19 protein-coding genes, 2 tRNA genes and 1 pseudogene are annotated in these 25942 nt (G+C 67.2%); 14 read left to right on the top strand and 8 right to left on the bottom strand.

Annotation, left to right across the window (positions count from 1 at the left end; genetic code table 11):
* Positions 1-26: 26 nt before the first annotated feature.
* Positions 27-1424 carry a leucyl aminopeptidase family protein gene (locus PW843_22370; protein ID MDE1149312.1) on the bottom strand — a complete coding sequence of 466 codons (1398 nt, stop codon included), beginning with the start codon at positions 1422-1424 and terminating at the stop codon, positions 27-29.
* A gap of 142 nt (positions 1425-1566) precedes the next feature.
* Here PW843_22370 and PW843_22365 point away from each other — a divergent pair, with 142 nt between their 5' ends.
* Positions 1567-2229 (top strand): glutathione S-transferase family protein, encoded by a 663-nt coding sequence (locus PW843_22365; GenBank protein MDE1149311.1) that lies wholly within the window; start codon positions 1567-1569, stop codon positions 2227-2229.
* 133 nt (positions 2230-2362) lie between these two features.
* On the opposite strand, the gene PW843_22360 is transcribed toward PW843_22365, so the two are convergent.
* The gene (locus PW843_22360) at positions 2363-3454 is read right to left on the bottom strand and encodes a TAXI family TRAP transporter solute-binding subunit (protein ID MDE1149310.1); all 1092 of its coding nucleotides are present in this window, start codon (positions 3452-3454) and stop codon (positions 2363-2365) included.
* A gap of 146 nt (positions 3455-3600) precedes the next feature.
* Positions 3601-4173 carry a hypothetical protein gene (locus tag PW843_22355; protein ID MDE1149309.1) on the bottom strand — a complete coding sequence of 191 codons (573 nt, stop codon included), beginning with the start codon at positions 4171-4173 and terminating at the stop codon, positions 3601-3603.
* Positions 4174-4254: 81 nt separating this feature from the next.
* On the opposite strand from PW843_22355, the gene PW843_22350 reads away from it, so the two are divergent.
* Entirely contained in the window at positions 4255-4899 is a 645-nt protein-coding gene (locus tag PW843_22350) for a glutathione S-transferase family protein (GenBank protein MDE1149308.1), read from the top strand.
* Here the strand turns inward: PW843_22350 and PW843_22345 are convergent.
* Entirely contained in the window at positions 4896-5699 is an 804-nt protein-coding gene (locus PW843_22345; GenBank protein MDE1149307.1) for a SprT family zinc-dependent metalloprotease, read from the bottom strand. The two genes, PW843_22350 and PW843_22345, sit on opposite strands and share 4 nt — an antisense overlap.
* A gap of 113 nt (positions 5700-5812) precedes the next feature.
* On the opposite strand from PW843_22345, the gene PW843_22340 reads away from it, so the two are divergent.
* The 7 genes from PW843_22340 to PW843_22310 all read left to right on the top strand — a co-directional run bounded on the left by PW843_22340 (position 5813) and on the right by PW843_22310 (position 14219).
* Entirely contained in the window at positions 5813-6370 is a 558-nt protein-coding gene (locus PW843_22340) for an AAA family ATPase (protein ID MDE1149306.1), read from the top strand.
* Between the two features lie 468 nt (positions 6371-6838).
* Positions 6839-8326 carry a glycerol kinase GlpK gene (gene glpK, locus PW843_22335; protein MDE1149305.1) on the top strand — a complete coding sequence of 496 codons (1488 nt, stop codon included), beginning with the start codon at positions 6839-6841 and terminating at the stop codon, positions 8324-8326.
* A gap of 116 nt (positions 8327-8442) precedes the next feature.
* Entirely contained in the window at positions 8443-9504 is a 1062-nt protein-coding gene (locus tag PW843_22330) for an aspartyl protease family protein (GenBank protein MDE1149304.1), read from the top strand.
* Between the two features lie 137 nt (positions 9505-9641).
* Positions 9642-10730: a retroviral-like aspartic protease family protein gene (locus PW843_22325; protein MDE1149303.1), complete on the top strand. Its 1089-nt coding sequence runs from the start codon at positions 9642-9644 to the stop codon at positions 10728-10730.
* 178 nt (positions 10731-10908) lie between these two features.
* The gene (locus PW843_22320; protein ID MDE1149302.1) at positions 10909-11937 is read left to right on the top strand and encodes an aspartyl protease family protein; all 1029 of its coding nucleotides are present in this window, start codon (positions 10909-10911) and stop codon (positions 11935-11937) included.
* 147 nt (positions 11938-12084) lie between these two features.
* Positions 12085-13155 carry a retropepsin-like aspartic protease gene (locus PW843_22315; protein ID MDE1149301.1) on the top strand — a complete coding sequence of 357 codons (1071 nt, stop codon included), beginning with the start codon at positions 12085-12087 and terminating at the stop codon, positions 13153-13155.
* Positions 13156-13190: 35 nt separating this feature from the next.
* On the top strand, positions 13191-14219 hold the full coding sequence (locus tag PW843_22310; protein MDE1149300.1) for a retroviral-like aspartic protease family protein: 1029 nt from the start codon (positions 13191-13193) through the stop codon (positions 14217-14219).
* Here PW843_22310 and PW843_22305 read toward each other — a convergent pair.
* Positions 14216-14425: a hypothetical protein gene (locus tag PW843_22305; protein MDE1149299.1), complete on the bottom strand. Its 210-nt coding sequence runs from the start codon at positions 14423-14425 to the stop codon at positions 14216-14218. The genes PW843_22310 and PW843_22305 overlap by 4 nt on opposite strands.
* On the opposite strand from PW843_22305, the gene PW843_22300 reads away from it, so the two are divergent.
* Positions 14424-15428, top strand: a complete 1005-nt coding sequence (locus PW843_22300; GenBank protein ID MDE1149298.1) for a retroviral-like aspartic protease family protein — start codon at positions 14424-14426, stop codon at positions 15426-15428. The two genes, PW843_22305 and PW843_22300, sit on opposite strands and share 2 nt — an antisense overlap.
* 160 nt (positions 15429-15588) lie before the next feature.
* Here PW843_22300 and gltB read toward each other — a convergent pair whose 3' ends face one another.
* Positions 15589-20151 carry a glutamate synthase large subunit gene (gltB, locus tag PW843_22295; GenBank protein MDE1149297.1) on the bottom strand — a complete coding sequence of 1521 codons (4563 nt, stop codon included), beginning with the start codon at positions 20149-20151 and terminating at the stop codon, positions 15589-15591.
* Between the two features lie 15 nt (positions 20152-20166).
* Positions 20167-21616, bottom strand: a pseudogene (locus PW843_22290) (NAD(P)-dependent oxidoreductase).
* Positions 21617-22224: 608 nt separating this feature from the next.
* On the opposite strand from PW843_22290, the gene PW843_22285 reads away from it, so the two are divergent.
* Positions 22225-23040: an undecaprenyl-diphosphate phosphatase gene (locus PW843_22285; protein MDE1149296.1), complete on the top strand. Its 816-nt coding sequence runs from the start codon at positions 22225-22227 to the stop codon at positions 23038-23040.
* 306 nt (positions 23041-23346) lie between these two features.
* Here the strand turns inward: PW843_22285 and PW843_22280 are convergent, their stop codons facing one another.
* A complete protein-coding gene (locus PW843_22280) occupies positions 23347-24354 on the bottom strand; it encodes a complex I NDUFA9 subunit family protein (protein ID MDE1149295.1) in 1008 nt (335 codons plus the stop codon).
* 320 nt (positions 24355-24674) lie between these two features.
* Between PW843_22280 and PW843_22275 the strand changes: the two genes are divergently transcribed.
* The 3 genes from PW843_22275 (at position 24675) to PW843_22265 (ending at position 25844) form a co-directional block, all read left to right on the top strand.
* Positions 24675-24761, top strand: a tRNA-Leu gene (locus tag PW843_22275).
* 274 nt (positions 24762-25035) lie between these two features.
* A tRNA-Leu gene (locus PW843_22270) sits at positions 25036-25122 on the top strand.
* Positions 25123-25232: 110 nt separating this feature from the next.
* Complete coding sequence (locus PW843_22265; protein ID MDE1149294.1) at positions 25233-25844, top strand: ribonuclease D; 612 nt, start codon at positions 25233-25235, stop codon at positions 25842-25844.
* Positions 25845-25942 lie beyond the last annotated feature (98 nt).

Genomic DNA, 25942 nt, shown 5'->3' with positions numbered 1-25942 from the left:
AATCCTGAATGGCGCTGAAAACCGCATCACAACTGGGTCGGATAGCGCCGACTGAGCATGGCGAAGCAGGCGCGCAGGCCCATCGCCTCCCCCCCTTCGGGGCGGCCGGGGCGGCTGGCGGTGTTCCAGGCCATCAGGTCGATGTGCGCCCAGGGGGTGCCCTTGGACACGAACCGTTCCAGGTAGAGGGCCGCCGTGATGGCGCCACCATAACCGCCGCCGGGCGCGTTGTTCAGGTCGGCGATCTTGCTGTCCAACTGCTTGGCGTAACCCTGCCACAGCGGCAGGCGCCACAATGGGTCGCCGGTTTCCTTGGCGCCTGCCAGGATGTCGTCGGCCAATTGGTCGTCATTGGCGAACAGGGCCGGCAGGTCGGTGCCCAGCGCGATGCGGGCCGCCCCGGTCAGGGTGGCGAAGTCCAGGATCAGCGCCGGCTTGGCGCTGTCGGCCTCCGCCAGCGCATCGCACAGGATCAGCCGGCCCTCGGCATCGGTGTTGCCGATCTCCACCGTCAGGCCCTTGCGGGTGGTGATGATGTCCATGGGGCGGAAGGCGTTGCCCGCGATGGCGTTTTCCACCGCCGGCACCAGCACGCGCAGCCGCACCGGCAGCTTGGCCGCCATCACCAGCCGCGCCAGGCCCAGCACGTGGGCGGCACCGCCCATGTCCTTCTTCATCAGCAGCATGCCGGCCGCCGGCTTGATGTCCAGGCCGCCGCTGTCGAAGCACACACCCTTGCCCACCAGGCAGACCAGCGGATGGGTGGCATCGCCCCAGGTGAGGTCGATCAGGCAGGGCGCCTTGGCCGCCGCCCGGCCCACGGCATGCACGGTGGGATAGTTGGCGGCCAGCAGGTCGTCACCGGCGATCACCGACACGGCGGCACCAAACTCGGCGCCCAAATCCTGCGCCGCCTTGGCCAGATCCGACGGGCCCAGATCCTCCGCCGGGGTGTTGATCAGGTCGCGCACCAGGTAGACGGCGCGGGCCAGGCTGTCGATGGCCGCCGCATCGGCGCCGGCCGGCAGCACAAGGCGCGGCAGTTCCTTGGTGGGCTTGCGATAGCGGGTGAAACGATAGCTGGCCAGCGCCCAGCCGGATGCTGCCGCCGTCGCCTGTTCAGGACTCAGGCTGTCATCCAGGGCGTAGCTGGCATTGCCCTTGTCCGAGGGCAAAGTGGTGGGCAGGCCGGCGAAGCTCCACAAATCCAGGCTTTCACCCACGCCCACCAGCACGCGATCCAACCGGCCCTCAGGTGACGGCAGCAGGGACGTCGTGCCCGGCTCGGCGGTGAAACCCACGCTGCGCACCCAGGCGGCCGTGGCGGCACCGGCCTTTTCCAACCAGGCGTCCAACCCGTCTTTGCGCACGGGGATCAGGGTGACGGTATCGGCGGCCTTCTCGGCCAGGAAACAGGACAGCACGGGAGGAACCCTTTCGGCCTCGGAAGAATGTTGGAGCGCAGGGTTCCACATCCGGCGGACGGTTTCAAACCCCGCCGACGTTTCCTTATGGCTAAGGCCACGCTACCTTGGCGCCCGACCATCTTCCGGGAGCCCACCAACCATGTCCGCCGACCTGACCCTGATCCTGGGCAGCAAGACCTATTCATCCTGGTCGCTGCGGCCCTATCTGGCGATACGCCATGCCGGGTTGGCGTTCGAGGAGGTGGTCATCCCCCTGCGCCAGCCGGACAGCAAGGCGCGCATGCTGGAACACAGCCCCGCCGGCAAGGTGCCGTCCCTGATCCACCGCGCGCAAGGCGGCGATGTCACGGTGTGGGACAGCCTGGCCATCTGCGAATATGTGGCCGAGTTGGCCCCCGACGCCCATCTTTGGCCCCAGGAGCGCCCCGTCCGTGCGCACGCGCGGTCCGTCGCGGCCGAGATGCATTCCGGCTTCATGGACGTGCGTCGCAACCTGTTCATGGATTTGGGCCGCACCATCGACCGGCCGGAGCGGGTGGCCAAGGCCGCCGGCGACATCGCCCGCATCCAGGCCATCTGGGCCGACTGCCTGGGCCGTTACGGCGGCCCCTTCCTGTTCGGCACCTTCACCATCGCCGACGCCATGTACGCCCCGGTCGCCACCCGCTTCCAGACCTGGGGCGTCGCCTTGACAGATACGTCCAAGGCCTACGTCGCGGCGCTGGAGGCCCTGCCCGCCATGAAGGACTGGCGCGCGGACGCGGCCAAGGAGACCTTGGTTCTGGATATGTTGTTGGACTAAGTACTTTCGTTTCCCCTCAGGCGCCGGGCGCGGCCATCCGGCCGCTGGGCTATCCTCGGTTTCCAGTCAGCCTGCGGCTCCCCGGAAACCTCCGGCGGCCTAGGGGAGGGGCCTAAAGCATCGTAACCGATGCTTACCCCGACGTGGCCAGGGTCACGTCGAAGCCCTGCTCGCGGTAGTACCGCGCCGCGCCGGGGTGCAGGGGCACGGACAGGCCGGTCAGCGCCGCCTCTTTGCGGATGGCATCACCACGCGAATAGCCCGCCACCAGCAGGCGGTGGGTGGCGGGATGCCACAGCGCCTTGACGATGCCGTAGGCCAACTCATCCGTCAGGGCGGTGGTGGTCAGCCATTGGGCGCCCACGCCCAAGGTCTTGGTCTCCGGCACGCCGACATAGGCGCCATCGCCGCCGATCAGGGTTTCGGTGAACAGCGGCAGGCCGGGGCTGAGCCGGGGCAGGCGCGCGTCGATGATGGAGATCAGGCGCACCGGCAGGCGCGCCGCCAGGTCGGCCACCGCCGGCAGGGGATAACCGCCGATGATGAAAAAGGCGTCCAGTTCCCCCGTGGCCAGGCGGTCGCCCGCCGTGCCGGGGTTGAGGTAGAAGGGCTGCACCGTCTTTTCCGACAGATCGTGCGCCTGCAGGATCAGCAGGGCGGTGGGCAGGGTGCCGGACCCCTTCTCGCCCAGGGCCACGCGGCGGCCCTTCAGGTCGTTCACCGTCTTGATGGGGCTGTCACCGCGCACCATCAGGTGCACCGTCTCGCTGTACAAATTGGCCAGCGCCCGCAGTTCGGTGAAGGGCGGCTTGCTGGCGTAGGGGCCCTTGGCCTTGTACGCCAGGAAGCCGATGTCGGCCTGCACCAGCCCCGTCTCATACCGCGCGGCCCGCAGCGCCTCGATATTCTCCACCGCACCGGAGGTGGTCTGCGCCACCGCAATCACGCCCGGCACGCCGCAACTGCCGCCCCGGTCACAGCCGGGGGAGCCCGGCGGGTTGCTGATGGCGTTGGCCAGGATGCCGCCGATGGGGAAATAGGTGCCGCCGGTGGTGCCGGTGCCGATGGTCAGGAAACGGATGGATTCGGCCCGGGGCCGCCCGACACCGCCGCCCAGGCCCAGCCCGGCGGCGGCCAGCGCCCCCAGCGATCCGGCCAGCACGCGCCGCCGGCCGGGCCCGCGTGAAGACGGGTCGTTAAGCCGGGTGGTGCGGGCCTCGGACACGGGCTTGATCCTTGGGTGAAGGGCGCTGCGGGACCCGGGGCGGCGGGTCCGGACGGCAGTGCCCCTGGGTTCAATCATTGCGCCAATGGTACGGCACCCGCAACGCTTGAATGCCGCAGTTGCACAATTGACACCGAGGGCCCCTCTCAGGGCACCACCAGCCACAGCTCACGGCGCAGCAAGCGGGACCGGTCCTGCAGGGTGCGCAGGCGCACCTTGAAGTTCTGCGGCGTCGGTTGGTAATGCATGATGATCGCCACCCGATCCAGGGCGCCGTCCGGCCCCTGGAAGGGCAGGCCCAGGCGGGGAACGTGGTACATCACGCCCTCATCCGTGCCCAGTTGGTCGCGGCAGAAGACGGGCTGGCCATCGCGCGCGACCGCCGCCTGGAAACCCAGCGCCGCCTCCAGCATCTCCGGCGGATAGAACTCATTGAAATAACGGCCGGTGGGGTCGCTGCCGGCGGCCAGCGCGGACAGCGAGCCGCAGAACACCACCTGGATCCGGCCGTCGGGCCGGTAGGCGGTGGTCAGGGCGAAGTAGGGCAGGAAGCTGTCGGGCACCGACGCCAGGTCCAGGCCGGCCGAGGATGGCGCGTCGATGCCGCCCCCCAGCCCCCGCCACCACGCGTAGGCATGGGCGATCGGCCCGTCGGGCAGATCGGCCGACGGGATGGGCCCCGTGATGTCCGGCAGAGGCAGGGTGGCGTTCAGCGACATAATGACCGACCATAGTCGCAAAGGCCGGCCCATCGCCACCGGCAAGACCAGGTGCCAGGCCCGTCCTATGGTCGCAGGAGGATGCCCTTGAAGCTTTACGGCAGCGCGCTGTCGCCCTACGTCGCCCGGGTCGTCCTGGCCATCCGCGCCAAGGGCCTGCCGATTTCCCTTGAGGATCCGCCGGGCGGCCAGAAATCGGCGGCCTTCCTGGCCATCAATCCCCTGGGCAAGACACCCGTGCTGGAGATCGACGGCGGCTATATCCTGGAATCCGCCGTCATTTGTGAATTTTTGGAGGATGCGTTCCCCGCGCCCGCCCTGATGCCGGCCGCACCCGGCCCCCGGGCCGTGCAACGCACGGTGTCGCGCCTGCTGGATCTGTACGTGCTGCCGCCACTGCTGGCCGTCATGGCGCAGCCGACCGACAACGGCGCCCCCGCCCGCCTGGCGGAACTGACCCGCGGGCTGGACGCGCTGGAGGTGGTGGCCGGACGGGGCCCGCTGCACCCGCCGCGCGGGGCCAGCCTGACCTTCGCCGACTGCGCCCTGGTGCCGACGCTGATCTTCCTGGAACGGTTCCTGCCGCTGTACAGCGCGGTGGACATGCTGGAGAAGCGTCCCCTGCTGGCCGGCCTGTGGGCCGCCTACAGCGGCCATCCGCTGGTCGCCCCCATCGCGAAGGAGATGGAACAGGCGCTGGAGGCCTTTCGCCGTCGGCGGAATTAGCCGTAGCGGTGCAGGCGGGTGCCGTGGCTTTTCAGCCAGGCGCGCGGGCGGTCAACGTCGCCGGCCAGTCTTTCACACAGCACCCAGAACTTGGGCCCGTGGTTCATTTCCTGAAGGTGTGCCACCTCATGCGCCACGACATAGGCGACGATGGGCGGCGGCGCCAGGATCAGGCGCCAGGAATAACTGATGCGGCCGGTGGCGGAACAGCTGCCCCAGCGGCTGCGGGTGTCGCGCACCGTGACCGCGCTGGCGCGCAAGCCCGCCCGTGCCGCCGTCTCCGCCGTCAGCGCCGACAGGTGGCGACGCGCCTCCGCCTTCAGGAAATCGGTGACGCGGCGGTTCAGGAAGTCCAAATCGCCGCCCACGCGCAGTTCCAGTCCCCCTTCGCCCGCGACCAGGCGGGCGCCGGTGCGGCGGCTGGGGTCATGGATGATCACCGGCGACCGGCCCAGCAGGGGTAGCACCATGCCGTCGGTGAACGGCTGGCGCGGTGGCAGGGCGGCCAGCCGGGCATGAACCCAGTCCAGGTGCCGGCCGACGAAACCCGCGATCTCCGCATCCGCCACCCGGGGCGGTACCGTCACCCGCACCGTGTCGGTGGCGGTGTCGACCTTCAGCGACAGGCGCCGGGCGCGCGGGCTGCGCCGCACCTCCACCGGCTCATCAATGCCGGTGATGCGCAACAGGCTGACCTTGACCGGTGCCGCCGGACGGGCCGTGACCCTGGTTCTGGTCTTGGGCGCCGGTTTCTTCGGGGCCGGCAGCCCCATTCCGCGCAACAGGCCCATCAACCCCATGGTCCGGCCCCTCGAAACCCTCATCTGGCCGGCCGCAAACCGGCCGATCCCTTACCCACCTATATAAGGGGTCCGGCCATCCAACGCACCCCCATATGCATGAGGACACTCTTATGGACGGCAACCGTTTCGTTCTGATCACGGGCTGTTCCGGCGGTGGCAAGTCCACCCTCCTGGCGGAACTCCAGGCCCGGGGTCATGCGGTGGTGGAAGAACCCGGCCGCCGCATCGTGCGCCAGGAACTGGCCGGCGGCGAACGGGCCCTGCCCTGGGTGGACCCGGCGGCCTTCGCCCGGCGCGCCATCGACATGGCCCTGGCGGACAGGGCCGCCGCCGCGACGGCACCGGCCGGATGGGTGTTTTTCGACCGCGGATTGATCGACGCGGCCGCCGCCCTGGAAAGCCTGACGGGACAGGTGGTGTTGGCGCCGCTGGCGCGGGCACACCCCTATCACCGCACGGTGTTCCTGGCACCGCCCTGGCCGGAGATCCATACCCCGGATGCGGAGCGCCGGCATGGACTGGACGCGGCGGTGGCCGAATATGAACGGCTGGAACGCGCCCTGCCCGCGTTGGGCTACACCGTGGCCATCCTGCCCAAGGTACCGGTGGCGGCCCGGGCCGATTTCGTGCTGGCGGAACTGGGCCGGGAAGATGTCATCCGGCCTTGAGCCAATCCCCAAAAAGCGAACCCCCGCGCCGGTCAGGGCTACGGGGGTTCTGTTCGGCTTCAGCGAAGCTCAGATAGTCCATCGAGCGATACACCGATTAAAGTCGGCGCTCACAATCGCTATAAGTGCAGGAGCTGTCACACAGCTCAGACAATATGCGTCGGTGGAGTCATGATTTGACACACCCTCCTGGTTACGGGCAACACATCGAATACTGATTGCATTCGAAGATTTACCTGAGGTGGTGGGTTTATCTGGGTTCTGAACCCTCCTGAGTGCTTCGGTAAGACAAAGCGTGCACCTGTTACAGTTCCGCGTCAACCCCGTTTCTCAGGCGTTTTTTCCCCCCTTCTGGATAGCTTTTTTACCGGCACGGCCGACAGGGTGCGGTTGACAGGGGTAGCCCGTGCGACGCACCGTCGCCGGCGAAACCTTGGCATAACAAGACCCTTGCGGGAGGGGCCGTTCATGACCGCCGACCTGATTCTGGCCATCGACCAGGGCACCACCTCGACCCGCGCCATCCTGTTTGACGCGCAGGGCCGCCCCCTGGCCACGGCGCAACGCGAACTGCCCCAGCACTACCCCGGCGACGGCCAGGTGGAGCATGACCCGGAGGACATCTGGCGCGACACCGTGGCCGTCTGCCGAGGGGCGGTGGAAAAGGCGCGCGTGGACGTGACCCGCGTGGCCGCCATCGGCATCACCAACCAGCGTGAGACCACCTTGGTGTGGGACAGGGCGACGGGTGAGGCCCTGCACCCCGCCATCGTCTGGCAGGACCGGCGCACGTCCGGCCTGTGCCAGACCCTGCGGCGCGAGGGGGCGGAGAACCTGGTGCGGGCCCGCACCGGCCTGCTGCTGGACCCCTATTTCTCCGCCACCAAGCTGGCCTGGATCCTGGACACGGTGCCGGGCGCGCGGACGAAGGCCGAGGCCGGACAGCTGTGCTTCGGCACCATCGACTGTTTCCTGCTGTGGCGGCTGACCGGCGGGGCGGTGCACGCCACCGACGCCACCAACGCCGCCCGCACCCTGCTGTACGACCTGCACACCCAGGATTGGAACCCGGAGCTGCTGCGCCTGTTCGGCATCCCGGCGGCCATCCTGCCCCAGGTGCGCGACAATGCCGGAATCTTCGGCGTGGCGGAGGCATCGCTGCTGGGCCGGCCCATCCCCATCGCCGGCATGGCGGGCGACCAGCAGGCGGCCGCCATCGGCCAGGCCTGCCTGGCGCCCGGCATGATCAAGAGCACCTATGGCACCGGCTGCTTCGCCCTGATGAACATCGGCGACCGGCCGCGCCCTTCCACCCACCGCCTGCTGACCACCCTGGCCTATCGCCTGGACGGCCGCGCCAGCTTCGCGCTGGAAGGGTCGATCTTCGTGGCGGGTGCGGCCGTGCAGTGGCTGCGCGACGGCCTGGGCCTGATCCCCGACGCCGCCAGCAGCCAGGCCCACGCCCAGGCGCTGGCCGACACCGGCGGCGTCTATCTGGTGCCGGCCTTCACCGGCCTGGGCGCCCCCTATTGGGACCCCGACGCCCGGGGCGCCATCCTGGGCCTGACCCGCGACAGCGGCGTCAGCCACATCGTGCGCGCGGCGCTGGAGTCGGTCTGCTACCAGACCCGCGATCTGATGACCGCCATGGCCGCCGACAGCGGCTGTGAGCTGACGGCCCTGCGCGTCGACGGCGGCATGGTCGCCAACGATTGGCTGATGCAGTTCCTGGCCGACCAGCTGGACCTGACGGTGGAGCGCCCCCTGGTGACCGAGACCACCGCCTTGGGGGCCGCGTTCCTGGCCGGACTGGCCGTCGGCCTGTTCCCCTCGCTGGACGCCATCTCCGGCCTGTGGCGGGAGGAGCGGCGGTTCGAAGCGGCCGCCGACCCGGCCGCGCGGGAGCGCCTGTACGACGGCTGGCAGCGCGCCGTGGCGCGGGTGCGCAGCGCTTAAGTGCGAATCTCCTATTACAGGCAATTCAGCGAACAATTTCTGCAAATAGGCCGTTGCGAGACTTACCTCTTTATGGCTATCCCTCCTGGCGGGGACGTTAGAGGGGGATGAGTTCCGTGATCGCTTTTGCCTATCGGAGTCGGCGTCTTGTTGCCGCAGCACTGCTGTCTATCGTCGGCCTTGGCCTCTCATTTCCCGCCCTTGCCGACGCCCCTGCGGCGACCGGCGGCTGCAAGCTGCTCAAAGTCGGCACGCTTCCCCTGGAATTGGACGGCAATTCCCTGCTGGTGAAGGCGCAGGTCAACGGCAAGCCGGCCTATTTCCGCGTTGTCACTGGCAGCAACGTCTCAGTCATCAGCGTGCAGGCACTGGCCCAACTGGGCCAGCCCTCCCGGACCAAGGTATTGCCGCCCGAATATTTCAGCCTGGACTGGATGACCCTGGACACCCTGGACCTGGGGGACTGGTCCGCCAAGGACGTGCGCATCCTCTCAGGCCTGTATGGCACCCTGTCCGACCAATACGACGTGGTCGGCCTACTGGGCATGGATATCCTGGGCAAGTTCGACGTGGAGTTCGACGTCGGGCACAAACAGATCGTGCTGTACCAGCCGCAGGGGTGCGAGACGGCGGAACTGGCCTATTGGTCCAACAACTACAGCCTGGCGGAAATGGACGCCGACAACGCGCCGCGCGCCCATATCCGCCTGCTGGCCACCCTGAACGGCCAGCAAGTGCGGGCGCAATTGGCCAGCGGCGTGTCGATCAGCCACCTGGACCAGGGGCTGGCCCGGCAATTGGGGGCAGAGGTGGTGCAACCCGCCGCCGAAAGCTTGGCCGACGACCAGGCCAAGGCCACGCACGGCCCGGTCGCTATGCTGGACACGTTGGCGATCGGCGACGAGGCGGTCCGCCACGCCAAGCTTCGCGTTTCCGACCTGTACAAGCAGTCATCGGTCTGGGCGGGTCAGTTGCAGAAGGTCTCGTACGGTCGCGACCATGTCCCGCTGTCCCTGGGTGTGGATTTCCTGAAATCCCACCGCCTGTACGTCGCTTTCAGCCAGCGCAAAATCTACTTCACCTACGAAGGCGGCCCCATCTTCCAGACCGTCGGGCCGGAGTTGACCAGCGGCCGCGAGATCGATGCGGTGTCGGAAACGGGCGTATCCCGTAAATAAGGCCAATCACCGGACAGGGCCCGGCCCCTGAACGAACACCAATACGCGTGTGGTGAACAGACTTCCCCACCACACTGGTTGCAATAGTATGAACTCGCCGTGAGAGTTGTGACAGGCCCCTGGGGGTGAAGATGGTGATGGATTCTGGAATTGGACGCCTGGCCAGCGCGCTGGGCACGTGCGCGCTGATACTGCTGGCGGCGCCCGCCGCGGCGGAAACAAAATGCCAGTTCGTCAAGGTGGCCAGCCTGCCGGTCAAGATGGAGGGCAACCGCCCCCTGGTGGACGGCAGCATCAACGGCCAGCCGGTGCAGTTCCTGATCGATTCCGGCGCCTTCGCCAGCATGCTGTTCCGCAGCGCGGCGGAGAAGCTGGGTTTACCGTTGGGCATCGTCCAGGGTGCCACCGCCTACGGTGTCGGTGGTGAAAGCAAGATCATGTCGACCACGCTGGAAACGCTGACCCTGGATCAGGCGACCCTTCATGATCTGCGCCTGAACGTGGTCGGCGCCCCCGGCAACGATGGCACCCCCGTCAAGGTCGCCGGCCTTCTGGGCGAGGATTTCCTGCGCCATTTCGACGTGGAGATGGACCTGTCGCATGGGCAGATGTTTTTCTACCAGGCCCACGACTGCGACGGCGTGGATCTGCTGCCCTGGACCGGGGCCTACACGGTCGCGGATTTTCCCACGGTCGGTATCAACAACCCCCACATCCGCCCCAAGGTCCTGATCAACGGCGAGCCGATCCTGGCCGAACTGGATTCCGGCGCCTATTATTCCATCCTGACCAAGGACGACGCGGGCCGCCTGGGCGTCACGCCGGAAAGCGCGGGCGTGACGGCAGCCGGCCACACCACAGGCATCGGCGCGGCCCGGGAAGCGGTATGGATCGGCCGGTTCGACAGTTTCACCATCGGCGATGAAACCATCCGCCATCCCAAGATGCGCTTCGGCGACATCTTCAAGCACGACACCATAACGTGGAGCGGGTCGCGCCTCGCCAGCCAGGTGATCGATACGGAGATGCTGCTGGGCGCCGATTTCCTGCGCGCCCACCACGTGCTGATCGCACACAGCCAGGGCAAGCTCTATCTCAGCTACATTGGCGGCCCCGTCTTCCAGACGGACACCCCACGGCCCGAGGCACCGGCCGCCACGGGCGCGGAGCCGGCGGGGGACGCGATACCGGCCGGCCCGCCACCGGACAAGGATGGTGGATCATGAATTCCCCGACGGCCCCAAGCGATCCCAACCCGGGCCTCGGCCGCGCCACCGCGCCATTAATTGCATTTTTCCTAATATAAATCGGCGATTGGCGCGCAGAAAATATGTGCACGCCCGCAATTCACGCGCGTATCATGCCGCCCAAAGCCCGATAAACGGGTGATGCGGGGATTTAGCGATGCGTATCGGGAACGGGCCGTTGGCCCGGGTGATGGGGCTTGCGGTTTGTCTGTCATCAATGGTTCTGGGGCTGCCCTCCCGGGCGGAGGAGGCCCCCACCGCCAAACAGGGTTGCCAGTTGCTGAAAGCCGGCGTCATGCCGTTGGAGATCGTCGGCAACGCGTTGCTGGTCCAGGCCAAGATCAACGGCAAGGCGGCCCGTTTCGTCATCGGCACGTCCAGCAATGCGACCGTCGTCAGCAGCCACGCCCTGGAGCGGCTGATGGACGGAACGGATCTCAAATATGCCGCGCCGCGGAATGGCTCGGTTGAGATACGCAAGACCACCTTCGACAGCTTGGAAATCGGCAGTTGGAAAGCCACGAACGTCGAATTGTGGATCGGTCCCATCGGTGAAATTGGGGGCGGTGATGATGTCGTCGGCGTCTTGGGCATGAACGTGCTGGGCCAGTACGACATGGAATTCGACCTGGCGCACAATCTGCTGACGCTGTACCAGCCGCTGGGCTGCGAGAAGAGCGAACTGGCTTATTGGTCCGACACCTACAGTCTGGCCGAAATGGATGACGATCCGGCGCCGCGCGCCCGCATCCGCCTGCCGGTCATGGTGAACGGCCAGGTCGTGCACGCGCAGATCAACACATCCAACGCCATCTCTCTCTTGGATGAAGGCTTGACCCAAAATCTGGGCCTGGCGGTCCAAGCCCTGGACAATCCACCTTCCGATGGCGCCACGTTCCATCATTTTGCCGTGCTGGACACGATCGCCATCGGTGATGAAAACGTCAAACACCCCAAGATACGGGTGGTTGACCTGTTCAAGGGCGGCGAAGCGTATGTGGGCAGCCGGCTGAAAACCACCTACAACGACGGCGTTCGGCTGAACTTGGGTGTGGACTTCCTGAAGGCCCACCGGGTCCTGGTCGCCTTCAGCCAGCGCAAAATCTACTTCACCTATGGGGGCGGCCCCCTGTTCCAGCTTCGGGGCTCGGGCACGTCACAAGCGGTGATCGCAAGCCCCCCTTGACGGGATCCCCCCCCCCAAGACACCCGATGCGGAGTCCGCAAAACTGCAATAAGATTTCATTGGGGACCGCAGACAGGGGGAAAGGGCGCCATGAATCCTCAGCGGGCACGGCCATATCCGATAAAAGCGCGTCTGGCGAAAATCCGAATGGCGGTCGCGGGCGTGGCCCTGGCCGCCGTCTATTCAACCGCGTCCGCCCCCACCCAGGCCGCCACCGGCTGCAAGCTGGCCAAGGTCGCCACCATTCCCCTGGTGCAGGACGGCAACCGCCTGCTGGCTGAGGTGGTCATCAACGGGAAGCCCGCGCACATGCTGGTCGATACCGGCGCCTGGATGTCCATTATCAACCGACCGGCGCTGGGCCGGCTGGGCCTGCGCGCGGTGGACGGCGGCGGGGAGATGATCGGCGTGGACGGCACCAGCCGGCTGCTGCAGACCACCATGGACACGCTGGAACTGGGCACCTGGCACGGCAAGGATGTGCGGGTCTATGTCGGCGGCTATGGCAATGATAATGACGGCGACATGGTGGGCATGCTCGGCATGGACCTGCTGGAACGCTATGACATGGAATTCAATGTCCACGACAACCTGCTGAGCCTGTACAAGCCCGAGGGATGCGACGGCAAGGTCTTGGCCTACTGGTCCGACAGCTACAACGTGGTGGAAATGGAGGAGATGCAGGGCTCCCGCTCCCACATCCGTCTGGTCGTCTCGGTCAATGGCCAGCCCGTGCATGCGGAACTGGACAGCGGCGCCAGCATCACCCTGATGGACGAGGGCGTGGCCCGGCGCCTGGGCGTGGACGTCAACAACGGCGATGCGGAAAAAGCCGGTTCCATCCGCGGGGCCAACGGCTATCTGGTGCCCGCCCACATCGGCGTCTTCGACACCTTCGCCATCGGCGATGAGAACATCCGCCATGCCAAGCTGCGCCTGACCGATCTGTATGGCGCGGTGGGCGAGGCCTATGTCGGCAGCCGGCTGCAGACGTCCTACCGCGACACCGACCTGTACCTGGGGGCCGACTTCCTGCGGTCCCACCGCGTCTACATCGCGTCCAGCCAGCGCAAGATATATTTCACCTATGCCGGCGGACCGGTGTTCCAGGTCATCGGCCCTGCATTGGTGCAGGGGCCCGACGGCACCACCGCGGCCAGCGGCAGCCCTCACGCCAAGCCGCCCATGGCCGACCCGCCGCCGCAGCCCAAGCAATGACCCCCTGCCCCGCGCGCCCGCGCATGGAGAAGACGATGTCGATGTTGTCCCTGGTGAAACGATGGTTCACGGCCACGGCGGCCGCCGGCGTCATGGCCCTCATCGGCGCCAGCGGCGCACAGGCGGACTGCGTGTTCGCCAAGTCCGGGACCATGCCATTGAGCCTGGAAGGCGGCCGCCTGGTGACCAGCGCCACCATCAATGGCAAGCCCGTCCGTTTCCTGGTGGATACCGGCGCCTTCGCCAGCCTGGTCAGCCGGCCGGCCGCCGCCCGTCTGGGCCTGGGCGCCCGGGACGCGAATACCCTGATGTACGGCCTGGACGGCGGCGACCGAATTAAGCAGGCGACATTGGCCAGCCTGGACCTGGGCACCTGGCACCGCCAGGGGGTGGCCGTCTACGTCAGCGGCCAGCATGACTTCGTTCCCGCCAACCCTGACATCGTCGGCGTCCTGGGCATGGATTTCCTGCAAGGCTACGACATCGAATTCGACCTGTCCCACAAGGCGCTGAGCCTGTACCGGCCCGAAGGCTGCGACGCGGTGGAACTGGCCTATTGGACCAAGACCTACAGCGCCATCGCCCTGGACGACAGCCACGCCAACTGGCGCGACGCCATCCGCCTGCAGATCGCGATCAACGGCCGGCCGGTCGCGGCACAACTGGACAGCGGCGCCGCCGTCTCGGTGCTGGACGCGGCGGTGGCCCGCGCGTCGGGCGTCCATTATGGCCAGGCCCCCACCGGCACCACGTATGACCACGGGCCCGTCGAAAGCCATGTCGGCGTCTTCGACACGCTGACCCTCGGTGACGAGGCCATCCGCAACGCCAAGCTGCGCATCTCGGACATCTACGGCGACTTCAGCGGCGGCTGGTCGGGAAGCCAGTTGAAGGCGCCGCTTGGGGACGTGAACCTGTTGCTGGGCGCGGACTTCCTGCGCGCCCACCACGTCTACGTCGCCTTCAGCCAACGCAAGGTCTACTTCACCTACGAAGGCGGCCCCGCCTTCTCCCTGCAAAAGCCGATGCGCACCTGCGATTGCGGCCAGGGGGGCGGGGCTTAGGCCTGGAGCCCGACAACAAAGCGCCTGGGCAAGCCTATCGGCACCGTTGAAGAGGAAGCGACCACCTGAAACGCGCGTATCGCGCGCGGGCGGTCGCGTTCTGTAACAAGCGGGGCCTGAAGCGTGACAACGAGAACGATGGTGTGGGCGATGGCGATCGCCTCGGCCATGCCGGCAATGGCGGCCTTGACAGTGAGCAGCACCATGGTGGCGACAACCGCCAACGCCGCAGAGGCGTGCAAGGTCGCCAAGATCAACACCCTGCCGGTGGTTATGGACGGCTTCCAACCGCTGGTCCGGGCGGAGGTCAACGACACCCCGGTCTATTTCCTGCTGGATACCGGCGCCTTCGCCACCACCCTGTTCGTTGACCAGGCGTCGAAGCTGGCCTTGCCGTCGGTGGACATGGTCAGCATCAACACCGCGCGCCTGGTGGGTGTGGACGGTGTCACCGGCATGCGGGGCGCCAATATCGCCAAGTTCACCCTGGGCGACCAGACCATCCAGGAATGGCACGTCGCCGTTGGGGCCGCCGATATGGGCGGTGCCGGCAAGGACGGCATTCCCGTGGTGGGCCTGTTGGGCGAGGACGTGCTGGGTCCCTATGACCTGGACATCGACCTGGCCCATGGCGCGCTGACTCTCTACCGCGCCCAAGGCTGCGAGAAGACCTATCTGGCGCAATGGAGCAAGGACGCCCTGCTGGCGGAGGTAGAGCCCGCCACCGCCGGCAATGCCTACATCAACATCCACGTGGCGGTGAACGGCCAACGGGTGCACGCCATCGTGGACAGCGGCGCCTCACACTCGCTGCTGTCGCTGAAGGCCGCGGCGCGGGCCGGCATCACCCCGGACAGCCCCGGCGTGACGGAGGCGGACAAGGCCGTGGGCGTGGCCGGCCGGTCCTTCCAGGAATGGCTGGCGGTGTTCGACAGCGTGGCGGTGGGGGATGAGACGGTGCAGCACGCCAAGCTGCGCGTCGGCCGCATGTACACGCCGACGGAACACCTCAACACCGGCACCCGCCTGTCCGACCATCCGGACAACCGGATCGAGATGTTGCTGGGTGCCGATTTCCTGCGGGCCCACCATGTGCTGGTCGCCCGCAGCCAGAACCTGATGTACTTCACCCACCAGGGCGGCGCCATTTTCCAGACCACCGGCCCGGCGCTTAACCGCCCCCAGACCGGCGAACCGCCGGCCCAATAAAAAACCGCCGCCGGAGCGATCCGGCGGCGGTCCCGTTTGCGGGGGGCGGGGGCTCGCGATCCTGACGGACCCGGCCCTTGTCCCCTCTTCTTCGTCCCTCTTTGTGGGGCTCCCTTCACCCGGGCGCCGCCATCCGGCGACGCCCGATTGGGAAAGGACGTTACTCCGCGCTGAGCGCCTGCGGCGGAATCACGGGAACCGCCAGGCGGTGCAGCATCTCCTTCGGGACCACCTGCCAGAAGTGACCGCGCACCAGCGGCCAATCGTTCAGCAGGGTCATGGCCCAGCGGCTCTGCGTGCGCGCCACGTGTTCCTCGATCAGGCCGACCAGCATGTCCTCGTAATGCTGCACCTGGATGCGCTGGTAGATGACGCTTTCCGGGTTCAGGTGCAGCGGCAGGCTGCCCCCCTGGTCGTAGACGAAGGCCATGCCGCCGGTCATGCCGGCGCCGAAGTTGTCGCCCACGCCACCCAGGACGACCACCATGCCGCCGGTCATGTACTCACAGCCGTTGGAGCCGCAGCCCTCCACCACCACGGTGGCGCCGGAGTTGCGGACGGCGAAACGCTCACCCGCCTGGCCGGCGGCGAACAGCTTGCCGGCCGTGGCACCGTACAGCACCGTGTTGCCGATGATGGTGTTCTCGTTCGACTTCAGCGGCGTGGCCGTCAACGGCCGGACGATGATGGTGCCGCCCGACAGGCCCTTGCCGACATAGTCGTTGGCATCGCCGAACACCTCCAGGGTCAGGCCCTGGACGGCGAAGGCGCCCAGCGACTGGCCGGCGGAACCGCGCAGGCGCACGGTGCAATGGCCGGGCTGCAGGCCGCTCATCCCGAACTTGCGGGTGATCATCGCCGACATGCGGGTGCCGATGGCGCGGTGCGTGTTCTGCACGTTGTAGGCCAACTGCATCTTCTCCCCATCCTCGAACAGGGAACGGGCGTCGCGGATCATCTGGGCGTCCAGGGTGTCCGGCACCTCATTGCGGCCGGCCTGGGTGCAGTAGCGGGCACTGTCGCCCGCCGGGTCCGCCTGGGCCAGCAGCGGGTTCAAGTCCAGATCATCCAGGTGCACGGCGCCGCGGCTGACCTGATGCAGCAGGTCGGTGCGGCCGATGACTTCCTGCAAGGACCGGAAGCCCAGGCCGGCCAGGATCTCGCGCACCTCTTCCGCCATGAAGCTGAACAGGTTGACGACCTTTTCCGGCGTGCCCACGAACTTCTGCCGCAGCGCCTCATCCTGCACGCACACGCCCACCGGACAGGTGTTGCTGTGGCACTGGCGGACCATGATGCAGCCCATGGCGATCAGGCTGGCGGTGCCCACGCCGAACTCCTCCGCCCCCAGCATCGCCGCCATGACGATGTCGCGGCCGGTCTTCAGGCCGCCGTCGGTGCGCAGGGTCACGCGGTGGCGCAGGCGGTTCAGGGTCAGGACCTGCTGCACCTCGCTGAGGCCCATTTCCCACGGGAGCCCCGCGAACTTCACGCTGGTGACGGGCGAGGCGCCGGTGCCGCCGACATTGCCCGACACCAGGATGACGTCGGCGCCGGCCTTGGCCACGCCGGCGGCGATGGTGCCGATGCCGGACCGGCTGACCAGCTTCACGCACACCTTGGCATCGGGGTTGATCTGCTTCAGGTCATAGATCAGCTGCGCCAGATCTTCGATCGAGTAGATGTCATGGTGCGGCGGCGGGCTGATCAGCATGACGCCGGGCGTGCTGTGACGCAGGCGGGCGATCAGTTCCGTCACCTTGAAGCCGGGCAACTGCCCGCCCTCGCCGGGCTTGGCGCCCTGGGCCACCTTGATCTCGATCTCACGGCACTGGTTCAGGTACTCGGCGGTGACGCCGAAGCGGCCCGAGGCCACCTGCTTGATGGCGGAGTTCCAGTTGTCGCCGTTGGCGTCCGGCTTGAAACGCGCCGGATCCTCGCCACCCTCGCCCGAGTCGGACTTGGCGCCGATGCGGTTCATGGCGACGTTCAGCGTGCCGTGCGCCTCGGGGCTCAAGGCGCCCAGCGACATGGCCGGGGTGATGAAGCGCTTGCGGATGGCGGTGATGCTTTCCACCTCATCCACCGGCACCTTGCCCTTGGAGGGGCGGAAGTCCAGCAGGTCGCGCAGCTGCATGGGCGGCCGCTTGTGGATGCCGTCGGAGTAGCGCTTGAAGGTGGAATAGCTGTCGTTGGACACCGCCTGCTGCAGCAGGTGGATCAGCCCGCCCTCCCAGGCGTGGCGATCACCGCCCTTGCGGAACTTGTAGAAGCCGCCGATGGGCAGGGCCACCACGTCCTCGTTCCAGGCCAGGGCGTGCTGGTCCAGCACGTCCTTCTGGATGCCGACCAGACCCAGGCCGGAGATGCGGCTGATCATGCCGGGGAAATGCTCGGCCACCAGCGAGCGGGACAGGCCCACCGCCTCGAAATTCAGGCCGCCGCGGTAGCTGGAGATGATGGAGATGCCCATCTTGGACATGATCTTCAGCAGGCCGTCGTTCACGGCCTTCTTGTACCGCTCCAGGCACTTGTCCAGGGCCAGGTCGCCGAACAGGCCGCGCCGCTGGCGGTCGGCGATAGCCTCCTGCGCCAGGTAAGCGTTGACCGTGGTGGCGCCCACGCCGATCAGCACGGCGCAGTAATGCACGTCGATGCATTCGCCCGACCGCACGTTCAGCGAGGTGAAGGTGCGCAGTTGCTGGCGGATCAGGTGGGTGTGGACGGCGCCCGTCACCAGGATCATGGGCAGGGGCGCCCGGTCGGGGCCCATGCCCTCATCCGTCAGGATGACGTGGGTGGCGCCGCCGCGCACCGCGTCCTCCGCCTCCTGCCGCACGCGGCGCAGCGCGTCGGTCATGGCGAACTCACCGGCCGCCGGGTCGAAGGTGCAGTCGATCTCCGCCGCCGTGTCGCCCATGTAGCGGCGCATGGCGCTGAATTCCGCCGTCGTCAGGACCGGCGTTTCCAGCTGAAGCAGGCGGGTCTGGCTGTCGTCCTCGTCCAGGATGTTGCCCAGGTTGCCCAGGCGCGTGCGCAGGCTCATCACCCGATGCTCGCGCAGGCTGTCGATGGGCGGGTTGGTCACCTGGCTGAAGTTCTGGCGGAAATAGTGGTGCAGGCCGCGGTAGCGGTCCGACAGCACGGCCATGGGGCTGTCGTCACCCATGGAGCCGATGGCCTCCTTCGCGTCCTCCACCATGGGATGCAGGATGGTTTCCACATCCTCCATGGTGACGCCGTAGGCCACCTGGCGGCGGCGCAACTGGTCACGGCTGAGTTCGGCGGTGGCGGCGGGCGCCCCCTTCACCAGATCGTCCAGCACGGTGATGTGGCGCACCCAGCTGCCGTAGGGCTTGCCGGCGGCCAGGTTGTCCTTGATCTCCCGGTCGCGGTAGAGGCGGCCTTCCTGCAGGTCCAGGGCGATCATCTGCCCGGGCCCCAGGCGGCCCTTCTCCCGCACGGCGTATTCCTCGACCTTGACCATGCCGCTTTCGGAGCCGGCGATCAGCAGGCCGTCGCCGGTGACGACATAACGCATGGGACGCAGGCCGTTGCGGTCCATGCCGCCCACGATCCAGCGGCCGTCGTACATGGCCAAGGCGGCCGGGCCGTCCCACGGCTCCATCACCGCGTTGGCGTAGCTGTACAGGTCACGGTGGTTCTGGGGCATGGTCTCACGATCGGACCAAGCCTCCGGCACCAGCATGGTCTTGACCATGGGCGCGGAACGGCCGGCGCGCACCAGCACCTCGAACACCGCGTCCAGGCAGGCGCTGTCGGAACCGCCGGCCGGGATGATGGGCTTCACGTCCTCGATCAGCTGACCGAAGATTTCGTGTTCCATGCGCGTCTCGTGCGCCTTCATCCAGTTCACGTTGCCGCGCAGCGTGTTGACCTCGCCGTTGTGCGCCAGCATGCGGAAGGGCTGGGCCAGCCACCAGGTGGGGAAGGTATTGGTGGAATAGCGCTGGTGGTAGATGGCGAAGTTGGACTCGAAACGCTCGTCCAGCAGGTCCGGGTAGAAGGATGTCAGCTGTTCGGCCAGGAACATGCCTTTGTAGATGATGGACCGGCAGGACAGCGTGCAGATGTAGAAGTCGCTGATCGACTCCGCCTTCACCGCCTTTTCGATGCGGCGGCGGATGACGTACAGGTCCCGTTCCAGCTGGTCTTCCGGGATGCTGCGCGGGTTGCCCACCATGATCTGCTCGATCTCGGGGCGGGTGGCGTTGGCCTTCTCGCCGATGATCTCGATGTTGATGGGGACCTGGCGCCAGCCATAGATGGTGTAGCCGAACTTCAGGATCTCGGTCTCGACGATGCAGCGGCAGCGTTCCTGCGCCTCCATGTCGGTGCGCGGCAGGAAGACCTGGCCGACGGAGATCAGGCCCTCGGGCGGCAGATGGCCGCTGCGGGCCACGTGCTCGCGAAAGAAGCTCTGCGGAATCTGGACATGGATGCCCGCACCGTCGCCGGTCTTGCCGTCGGCATCGACGGCGCCGCGGTGCCACAGGGCGCGCAGGGCCTCCACCGCCTTTTCCACCACGGCGCGGCGGGGCTTGCCGTCCAGCGACGCGACGATGCCGACGCCGCAGGCGTCGTGTTCCATCTCCGGCGACCAGACGTGCGCGTCCTCCAGCCGGCGGGCGCTTTCGCGGTAGCGCTCGACGAACTGGGCGCCGGATTCCATCTGGGGGCTGTTCTCAATCATCTCGGTCATCTCTGGAACTCCCCCTTACTCTGCGGCCATGGCGCCGGCGGCGGCGCGGGCGGTGATGTAGTTATGGATGCCGACGGCGGCGTCGCGGCCGTCGCGGATGCCCCAGACCACCAGGGACGCGCCGCGCACGATGTCGCCGGCGGCAAACACGCCCTCCAGGTTGGTCATCAGGCTGCGCGGGTCGGCCATCACGGTGCCCCAGCGGCTGACCTTCAGGCCCGGTTCCCCGAACAGGGTGGGCAGGTCCTCCGGATCGAAACCCAGGGCTTTGATCACCAGTTCGGCCTCCAGGGTGAAGGCGGACCCCTCGATGGCCTGCGGCGTCTGGCGGCCGGAGGCGTCGGCCACGCCCATGTGCATGCGGTGGGCGCGCACGCCCGTCACCTGCCGGTCGCCCAGGAAGGCGTCGGGGGCGGCCTGCCACACGAACTCCACGCCCTCTTCCTCGGCATGCGCCACCTCGCGCTGGCTGCCCGGCATGTTGGCGCGGTTGCGGCGGTACAGGCACTTCACCGACTTCGCCCCCTGGCGGATGGCGGTGCGCACGCAATCCATGGCGGTGTCGCCGCCGCCGATGACGACGACGTTCTTGTCCTTGGCGTTCAGGCGGCCGGTCTGATAGTCGACCACGGTGTCGCCCAGGCCGGTGCGGTTGCTGGCGGTCAGGTAGTCCAGGGCGGGGACGATGCCGTCAGCACCACTGCCCGGCGCCTCAAGCTCACGCGCCTTATAGACGCCGGTGGCGATCAGGATGGCGTCGTGCCGGGCGCGCAGCGAGGTCAGGGTGGCGTGGCGGCCAACCTCGAAGCCTAAGTGGAAGACGACGCCGGCATCGGCCAGCAGCTTGGCCCGGCGCTCCACCACTTCCTTTTCCAGCTTGAAGCCGGGGATACCGTAGATCAGCAGGCCGCCGACGCGGTCATAGCGGTCGTAGACATGCACCTGGTAGCCGCGGCGGCGCAGCTGGTCGGCGGCGGCCAGGCCCGGCCGGGCCGGCGCCGATGATGCCCACGCTTTGCGTCCGTTCCCGCACCGGCACGGCGGGCTTCACCCAGCCGCGTTCCCAGGCGGTATCGGTGATGTACTTCTCCACCGCCCCGATGGTGACCGTGCCGTGGGTCGACTGCTCGATGGTGCAGTTGCCTTCGCACAGGCGGTCCTGCGGGCAGATGCGGCCGCAGATTTCCGGGAAGTTGTTGGTGGCCTGCGACACCTCGTAGGCCTCTTCCAGGCGGCCTTCGGCCGTCAGCTTCAGCCAGTCGGGGATGTTGTTGGAGACGGGGCAGTGCACCTGGCAGAAAGGCACCCCGCATTGGGAGCAGCGCGAAGCCTGGGTGGTCGCCTGGTCATCGGCGAAACGCGCATAAATCTCATCGAAGTCCTGCCGGCGCAGTGCGGGTTCCCGTTTGTCGGGCATCTGTTGGTCCGTGTGGACGAACTGGAGCATCTGCTGCTTCTGCGCCATGGCCTTGATCCTCGTGTCTATCCGGCCGGGGTGTGACAACCCGGGGCCGGCAATCCCATTCCTGAACAATCCCCCGGGCACCTCTCAGGGGGCACGTTTTCGGGGCGCCCCCCCCCCGTATGCACCCGGCCGATGCGGCGGCCGGATGCCCGGGGCAGTCCCCTCCCGCCCGGCGCCGGCCCGATGGAACGGGCGGCGATGCCGGATCATGACGCCTCAGGTCCGCCGTTGGGAACCGGACCCAGGGTCACGCCCTTACGCGCAAGCGGGTGTGCCGTGTTCATATAAGTCGATTCAGCCTATGCCTCCAGTACTTTTTTCTCATTGAGTCAGTATAGCTGACCTTTATGTCCCCACCCCATGGACTCCCGTGTGGAAAAGCGGTGACGGAGGGACTCAAACGCCACTCTCATTGGTACCGTTTGTGTACTAGTATCATTCATCATATTGAAATAAAAAGAATATCTAATTAAGAGACGCTATCACTCCACGGCACTGCCGGCGCCAGCCGGCTGTCGCCGGCTTCGCGCCCCGCTGCTATAAGCAGGCTGCCGCCCTTTGGGTGCGGCCCCATCCGACCGCCAACCGCCCCTAGACGTTGAGGCGCCATGTCTTTTTTGCAGACCCTGATCTTCGCGATCATCCAGGGCATCACCGAGCTCTTCCCCATCAGCAGCGTGGCGCACGGGGTGTTGACCCCCTTCCTGCTGGGCTGGGACCTGGACCAGGCCTTCCTTAAGGAGCACTTCCTGCCCTATCTGGTGATGCTGCACCTGGGCACGGCCGCGGCCCTGCTGGTGTTCTTCTGGCGGGATTGGGTCAACCTGCTGGTCGGCGTGATCAAGGGCGGCGAGGATCGCCGCGTGCTGGCCTTGCTTATCGTCGGCACCATCCCCGCCGCCGTGCTTGGCCTGGCGTTCGAGAAGGTGCTGCGCGCCGTCTTCAGCGACCCGGCCAGCGCCGCCTTTTTCCTGATCGTCAACGGCGTCCTGCTGTTCTTTGGCGAGCGGCTGCGGGGACGGGGCGACCGCACCCTGGCGGAGCTGGGCTTCGGCCAGGCGCTGATGATCGGCCTGGCCCAGTCGCTGGCCCTGATCCCCGGCTTCTCCCGCTCCGGCGCCAGCATGGTGGCGGGCTTCTGGGCCGGCCTGAAACATGAAGAGGCGGCGCGCTTCTCCATGCTGCTGGCCACCCCCATCATCCTGGGCGCCAGCCTGCTGGTGGTGCCCAAGATGCTGCGCCAGGCCGACCCGGACGTGATCCAGAGCGGCCTGATCGGCGGTGCCGTGGCCGGCGTCTGCGCCCTGATCGCCGTCTGGGCCCTGATGCGCTGGTTCAAGCGCAACGAAGTCGACGCCATGCGCCCCTTCGCCTTCTATTGCTGGGCCCTGGGCGCCGTCGTGCTGGGCATGGTGTACCTTTAAGTATTCCTCAGGCGCCGGCGGGCCATCCGGCCCTTGGCTGTCCTCCCTTTCCAGTCCGCCTGCGGCTCCCCGGAAAGGTCCGGCGGCCGCAGTCGCGGCCTACAGCGGCGTGAGGGTCACGCCGCTGGCAAAGTATTCCTCAGGCGCCGGCGGGCCATCCGGCCCTCGGGCGTCCTCCCTTTCCAGTCCGCCTGCGGCTCCCCGGAAAGCTCCGGCGGCCGCAGTCGCGGCCTATAGCGGCGTGAGGATAAAAAAAGGCGCCATCCCGCGAGGGAGGCGCCCTTTTTATTGGAAACGCGGGCTGGCTCAGTGGTGCTGGCCGTGGGCGTCGATGCGGGTCAGTTGCGGCAGGGACGGGCCCTGGCGGTAGGTGTCGAAACGGCCGTTGACCTGGAAACGGTCCAGGTAGGTGGGCAGGATCACCTCGGCCGCAGTGGGCGTGACACCCAGGTCGGCCAGGCCCGGCAGCTTGCCGGACAGCACGTTGTCGGACTTCAGCAGGGTGACCTGGTCGCGGGTCAGCGGCTTGCCGGGCACCAGTTCCAGGAAGGTGGCCTGCAGGCTGGCCAACCCCCAGGGCAGGGACACCAGGCGCGTCTTGCGGCCGGTCAGGTCCAGGGTCAGTTGCACCAGTTCACGGAAGCTGTAGGCGCGCGGGCCGCCCAGCTCGAACGTCTTGCCCTCGGCACCGGTGTTCAGCGCGGCATTGATGATGGCATCGGCCACGTCACCGACATAGACCGGCTGGAAGCGGGTGGAACCGCCGCCGATCAGCGGCACGAACGGCAGGCGGGCCGCCATGCCGGCGAAGCGGTTGAAGAAGTTGTCCTCGGGCCCGAAGATCACGCTGGGGCGCAGGATCGTCGCCTCGGGGAACACGGCGCGCACCGCCTGCTCACCCGCCGCCTTGCTGCGGGCGTAGGCGGAACGGGAGCCGGCGTCGGCGCCCAAGGCCGACACATGGATCAGGCGGGCGACATCGGCGCCCTTGGCCAGGCGGGCGATGCGGCCGGGGCCCTCGCCATGCACCAGGTCGAAACGCTGGCGGCGGCCGGACTCGGCCAGGATGCCCATCAGGTTGATGACCAGGTCGGCGCCCTCGATGGCGCGGGCGACGGAGGCATCGTCGGCGATGTCCACGGCCATGGGGACGATCTGGCCCACGGCGCCGTTGGTCTTCAGGAAGGCGGCCTCGCCCGGGTGGCGGGCGGGCACGCGGATGATGCAGCCCGTCCTGGCCAGGCGGCGGATGACATGGCGGCCGATGAAGCCGGCCCCGCCGAACACGGTGGCGATACGAATGCTAGTGCCCATCCTATTAGACCCTCTGCCCACGATCAAAACCGGCCCCGGGGTTACCCACCGGGAGATAGCATTCGGCGATATGCCGGACAGCGGCGCATGCGGGCGCCCGTCCGAAGCCGAATGCGGCTGATGCCACAAGCTTATAACGAAGCCGGCGGGCCAGGGCTAGGCGCTTGGAACGCCACCCGCGACGCCCCTGGGCTGCGCGCCCGCGGGCGCATACATGCGAAGAGAAGAGCGTGGCGAGGGGCGCCTGAAAAATTTTGCACGAACCCAAAAGAAGAACGTTGACAGGGCAAGTCCGGAATCGTACTTAAGCGGCCCGCGCTGCCCAGGTGGCGGAATTGGTAGACGCGCAGGTTTCAGGTACCTGTGGCAGAAATGTCGTGGAAGTTCGAGTCTTCTCCTGGGCACCAATTGCAGCGCGGGTTTAAGGTCGCAGGGCCGCTGATGTTCCGATGGAACACAGCGGCCCGCGGCGTTTCTGGGCCCTGCTTGGACCGGCCCCTCCCCGCCGCATTTTATTCTTGCACGCACCGGATGCCGAACCGGGACGCCCGACCGGGCGGACAATCCGCATGATCGCGCGCGCCCTTTCCGCCTTCGTGGTCGCCCTTAAGAAAAATGGAAAAAGCCAAAAGAAGGGTGTTGACAGCCCCCGCCGGCAATCGTATCTAGGCGGCCCGCGCTGCCCAGGTGGCGGAATTGGTAGACGCGCAGGTTTCAGGTACCTGTGGCAGAAATGTCGTGGAAGTTCGAGTCTTCTCCTGGGCACCAATACAGCGTGGGTTTAAGGTCGCAGGGCCGCCGTTGTTCCGATGGAACGCCGGCGGCCCGCGGCGTTTCTGGGCCCCGCTTTCTTCAGCCTCAGCAAAAGGACCGGTATGATGCCCATCGATCTTTATGACGGCGATTTGCCCGACGGCCTGGACCTGGGCCCGGTGGTGGCCATCGATACCGAAACCATGGGCCTGAACCCGCACCGCGACCGGCTGTGCCTGGTGCAGCTGTCGTCCGGCGACGGCCGCTGCCATCTGGTGCAACTGCGCCAGGGCCAATATGACGCACCCAACCTGAAGCGCCTGCTGACCAACCCGGCCCAGCTGAAGCTGTTCCATTTCGCGCGCTTCGACATCGCCGTGCTGAACAAGTACCTGGGCGTGGTGACCGCGCCGGTCTACTGCACCAAGATCGCGTCCAAGCTGGTACGCACCTACACCGACCGCCACGGCCTGAAGGATCTGTGCCGCGACGTGCTGGGCGTGGAACTGTCCAAACAGCAGCAGTCGTCCGACTGGGGTGCTGAGGAACTGACGGCCGAACAGCTGAAGTACGCCGCCTCCGACGTGCTGTACCTGCATGAGATCAAGGCCAAGTTCGACGCCGTGCTGGCGCGCGAAGGCCGGACGGAACTGGCCGACGCCTGCTTCCGCTTCCTGCCGCACCGCGCCCTGCTGGACCTGGCCGGTTGGGACGAACCCGACATTTTCGCCCACTGATTTACCCCCGGGGCGACACCTTCCCGGCCCGCCCATGCCGACCGCATGGGTGGGTCGCGGACGTGCCCCCTGGAAAACGGGACGGTGCATGACGATTT

The organism is Azospirillaceae bacterium, assembly GCA_028283825.1.
Taxonomy (GTDB): domain Bacteria; phylum Pseudomonadota; class Alphaproteobacteria; order Azospirillales; family Azospirillaceae; genus Nitrospirillum.
This window is presented reverse-complemented; position numbering and strand designations above follow the sequence as displayed.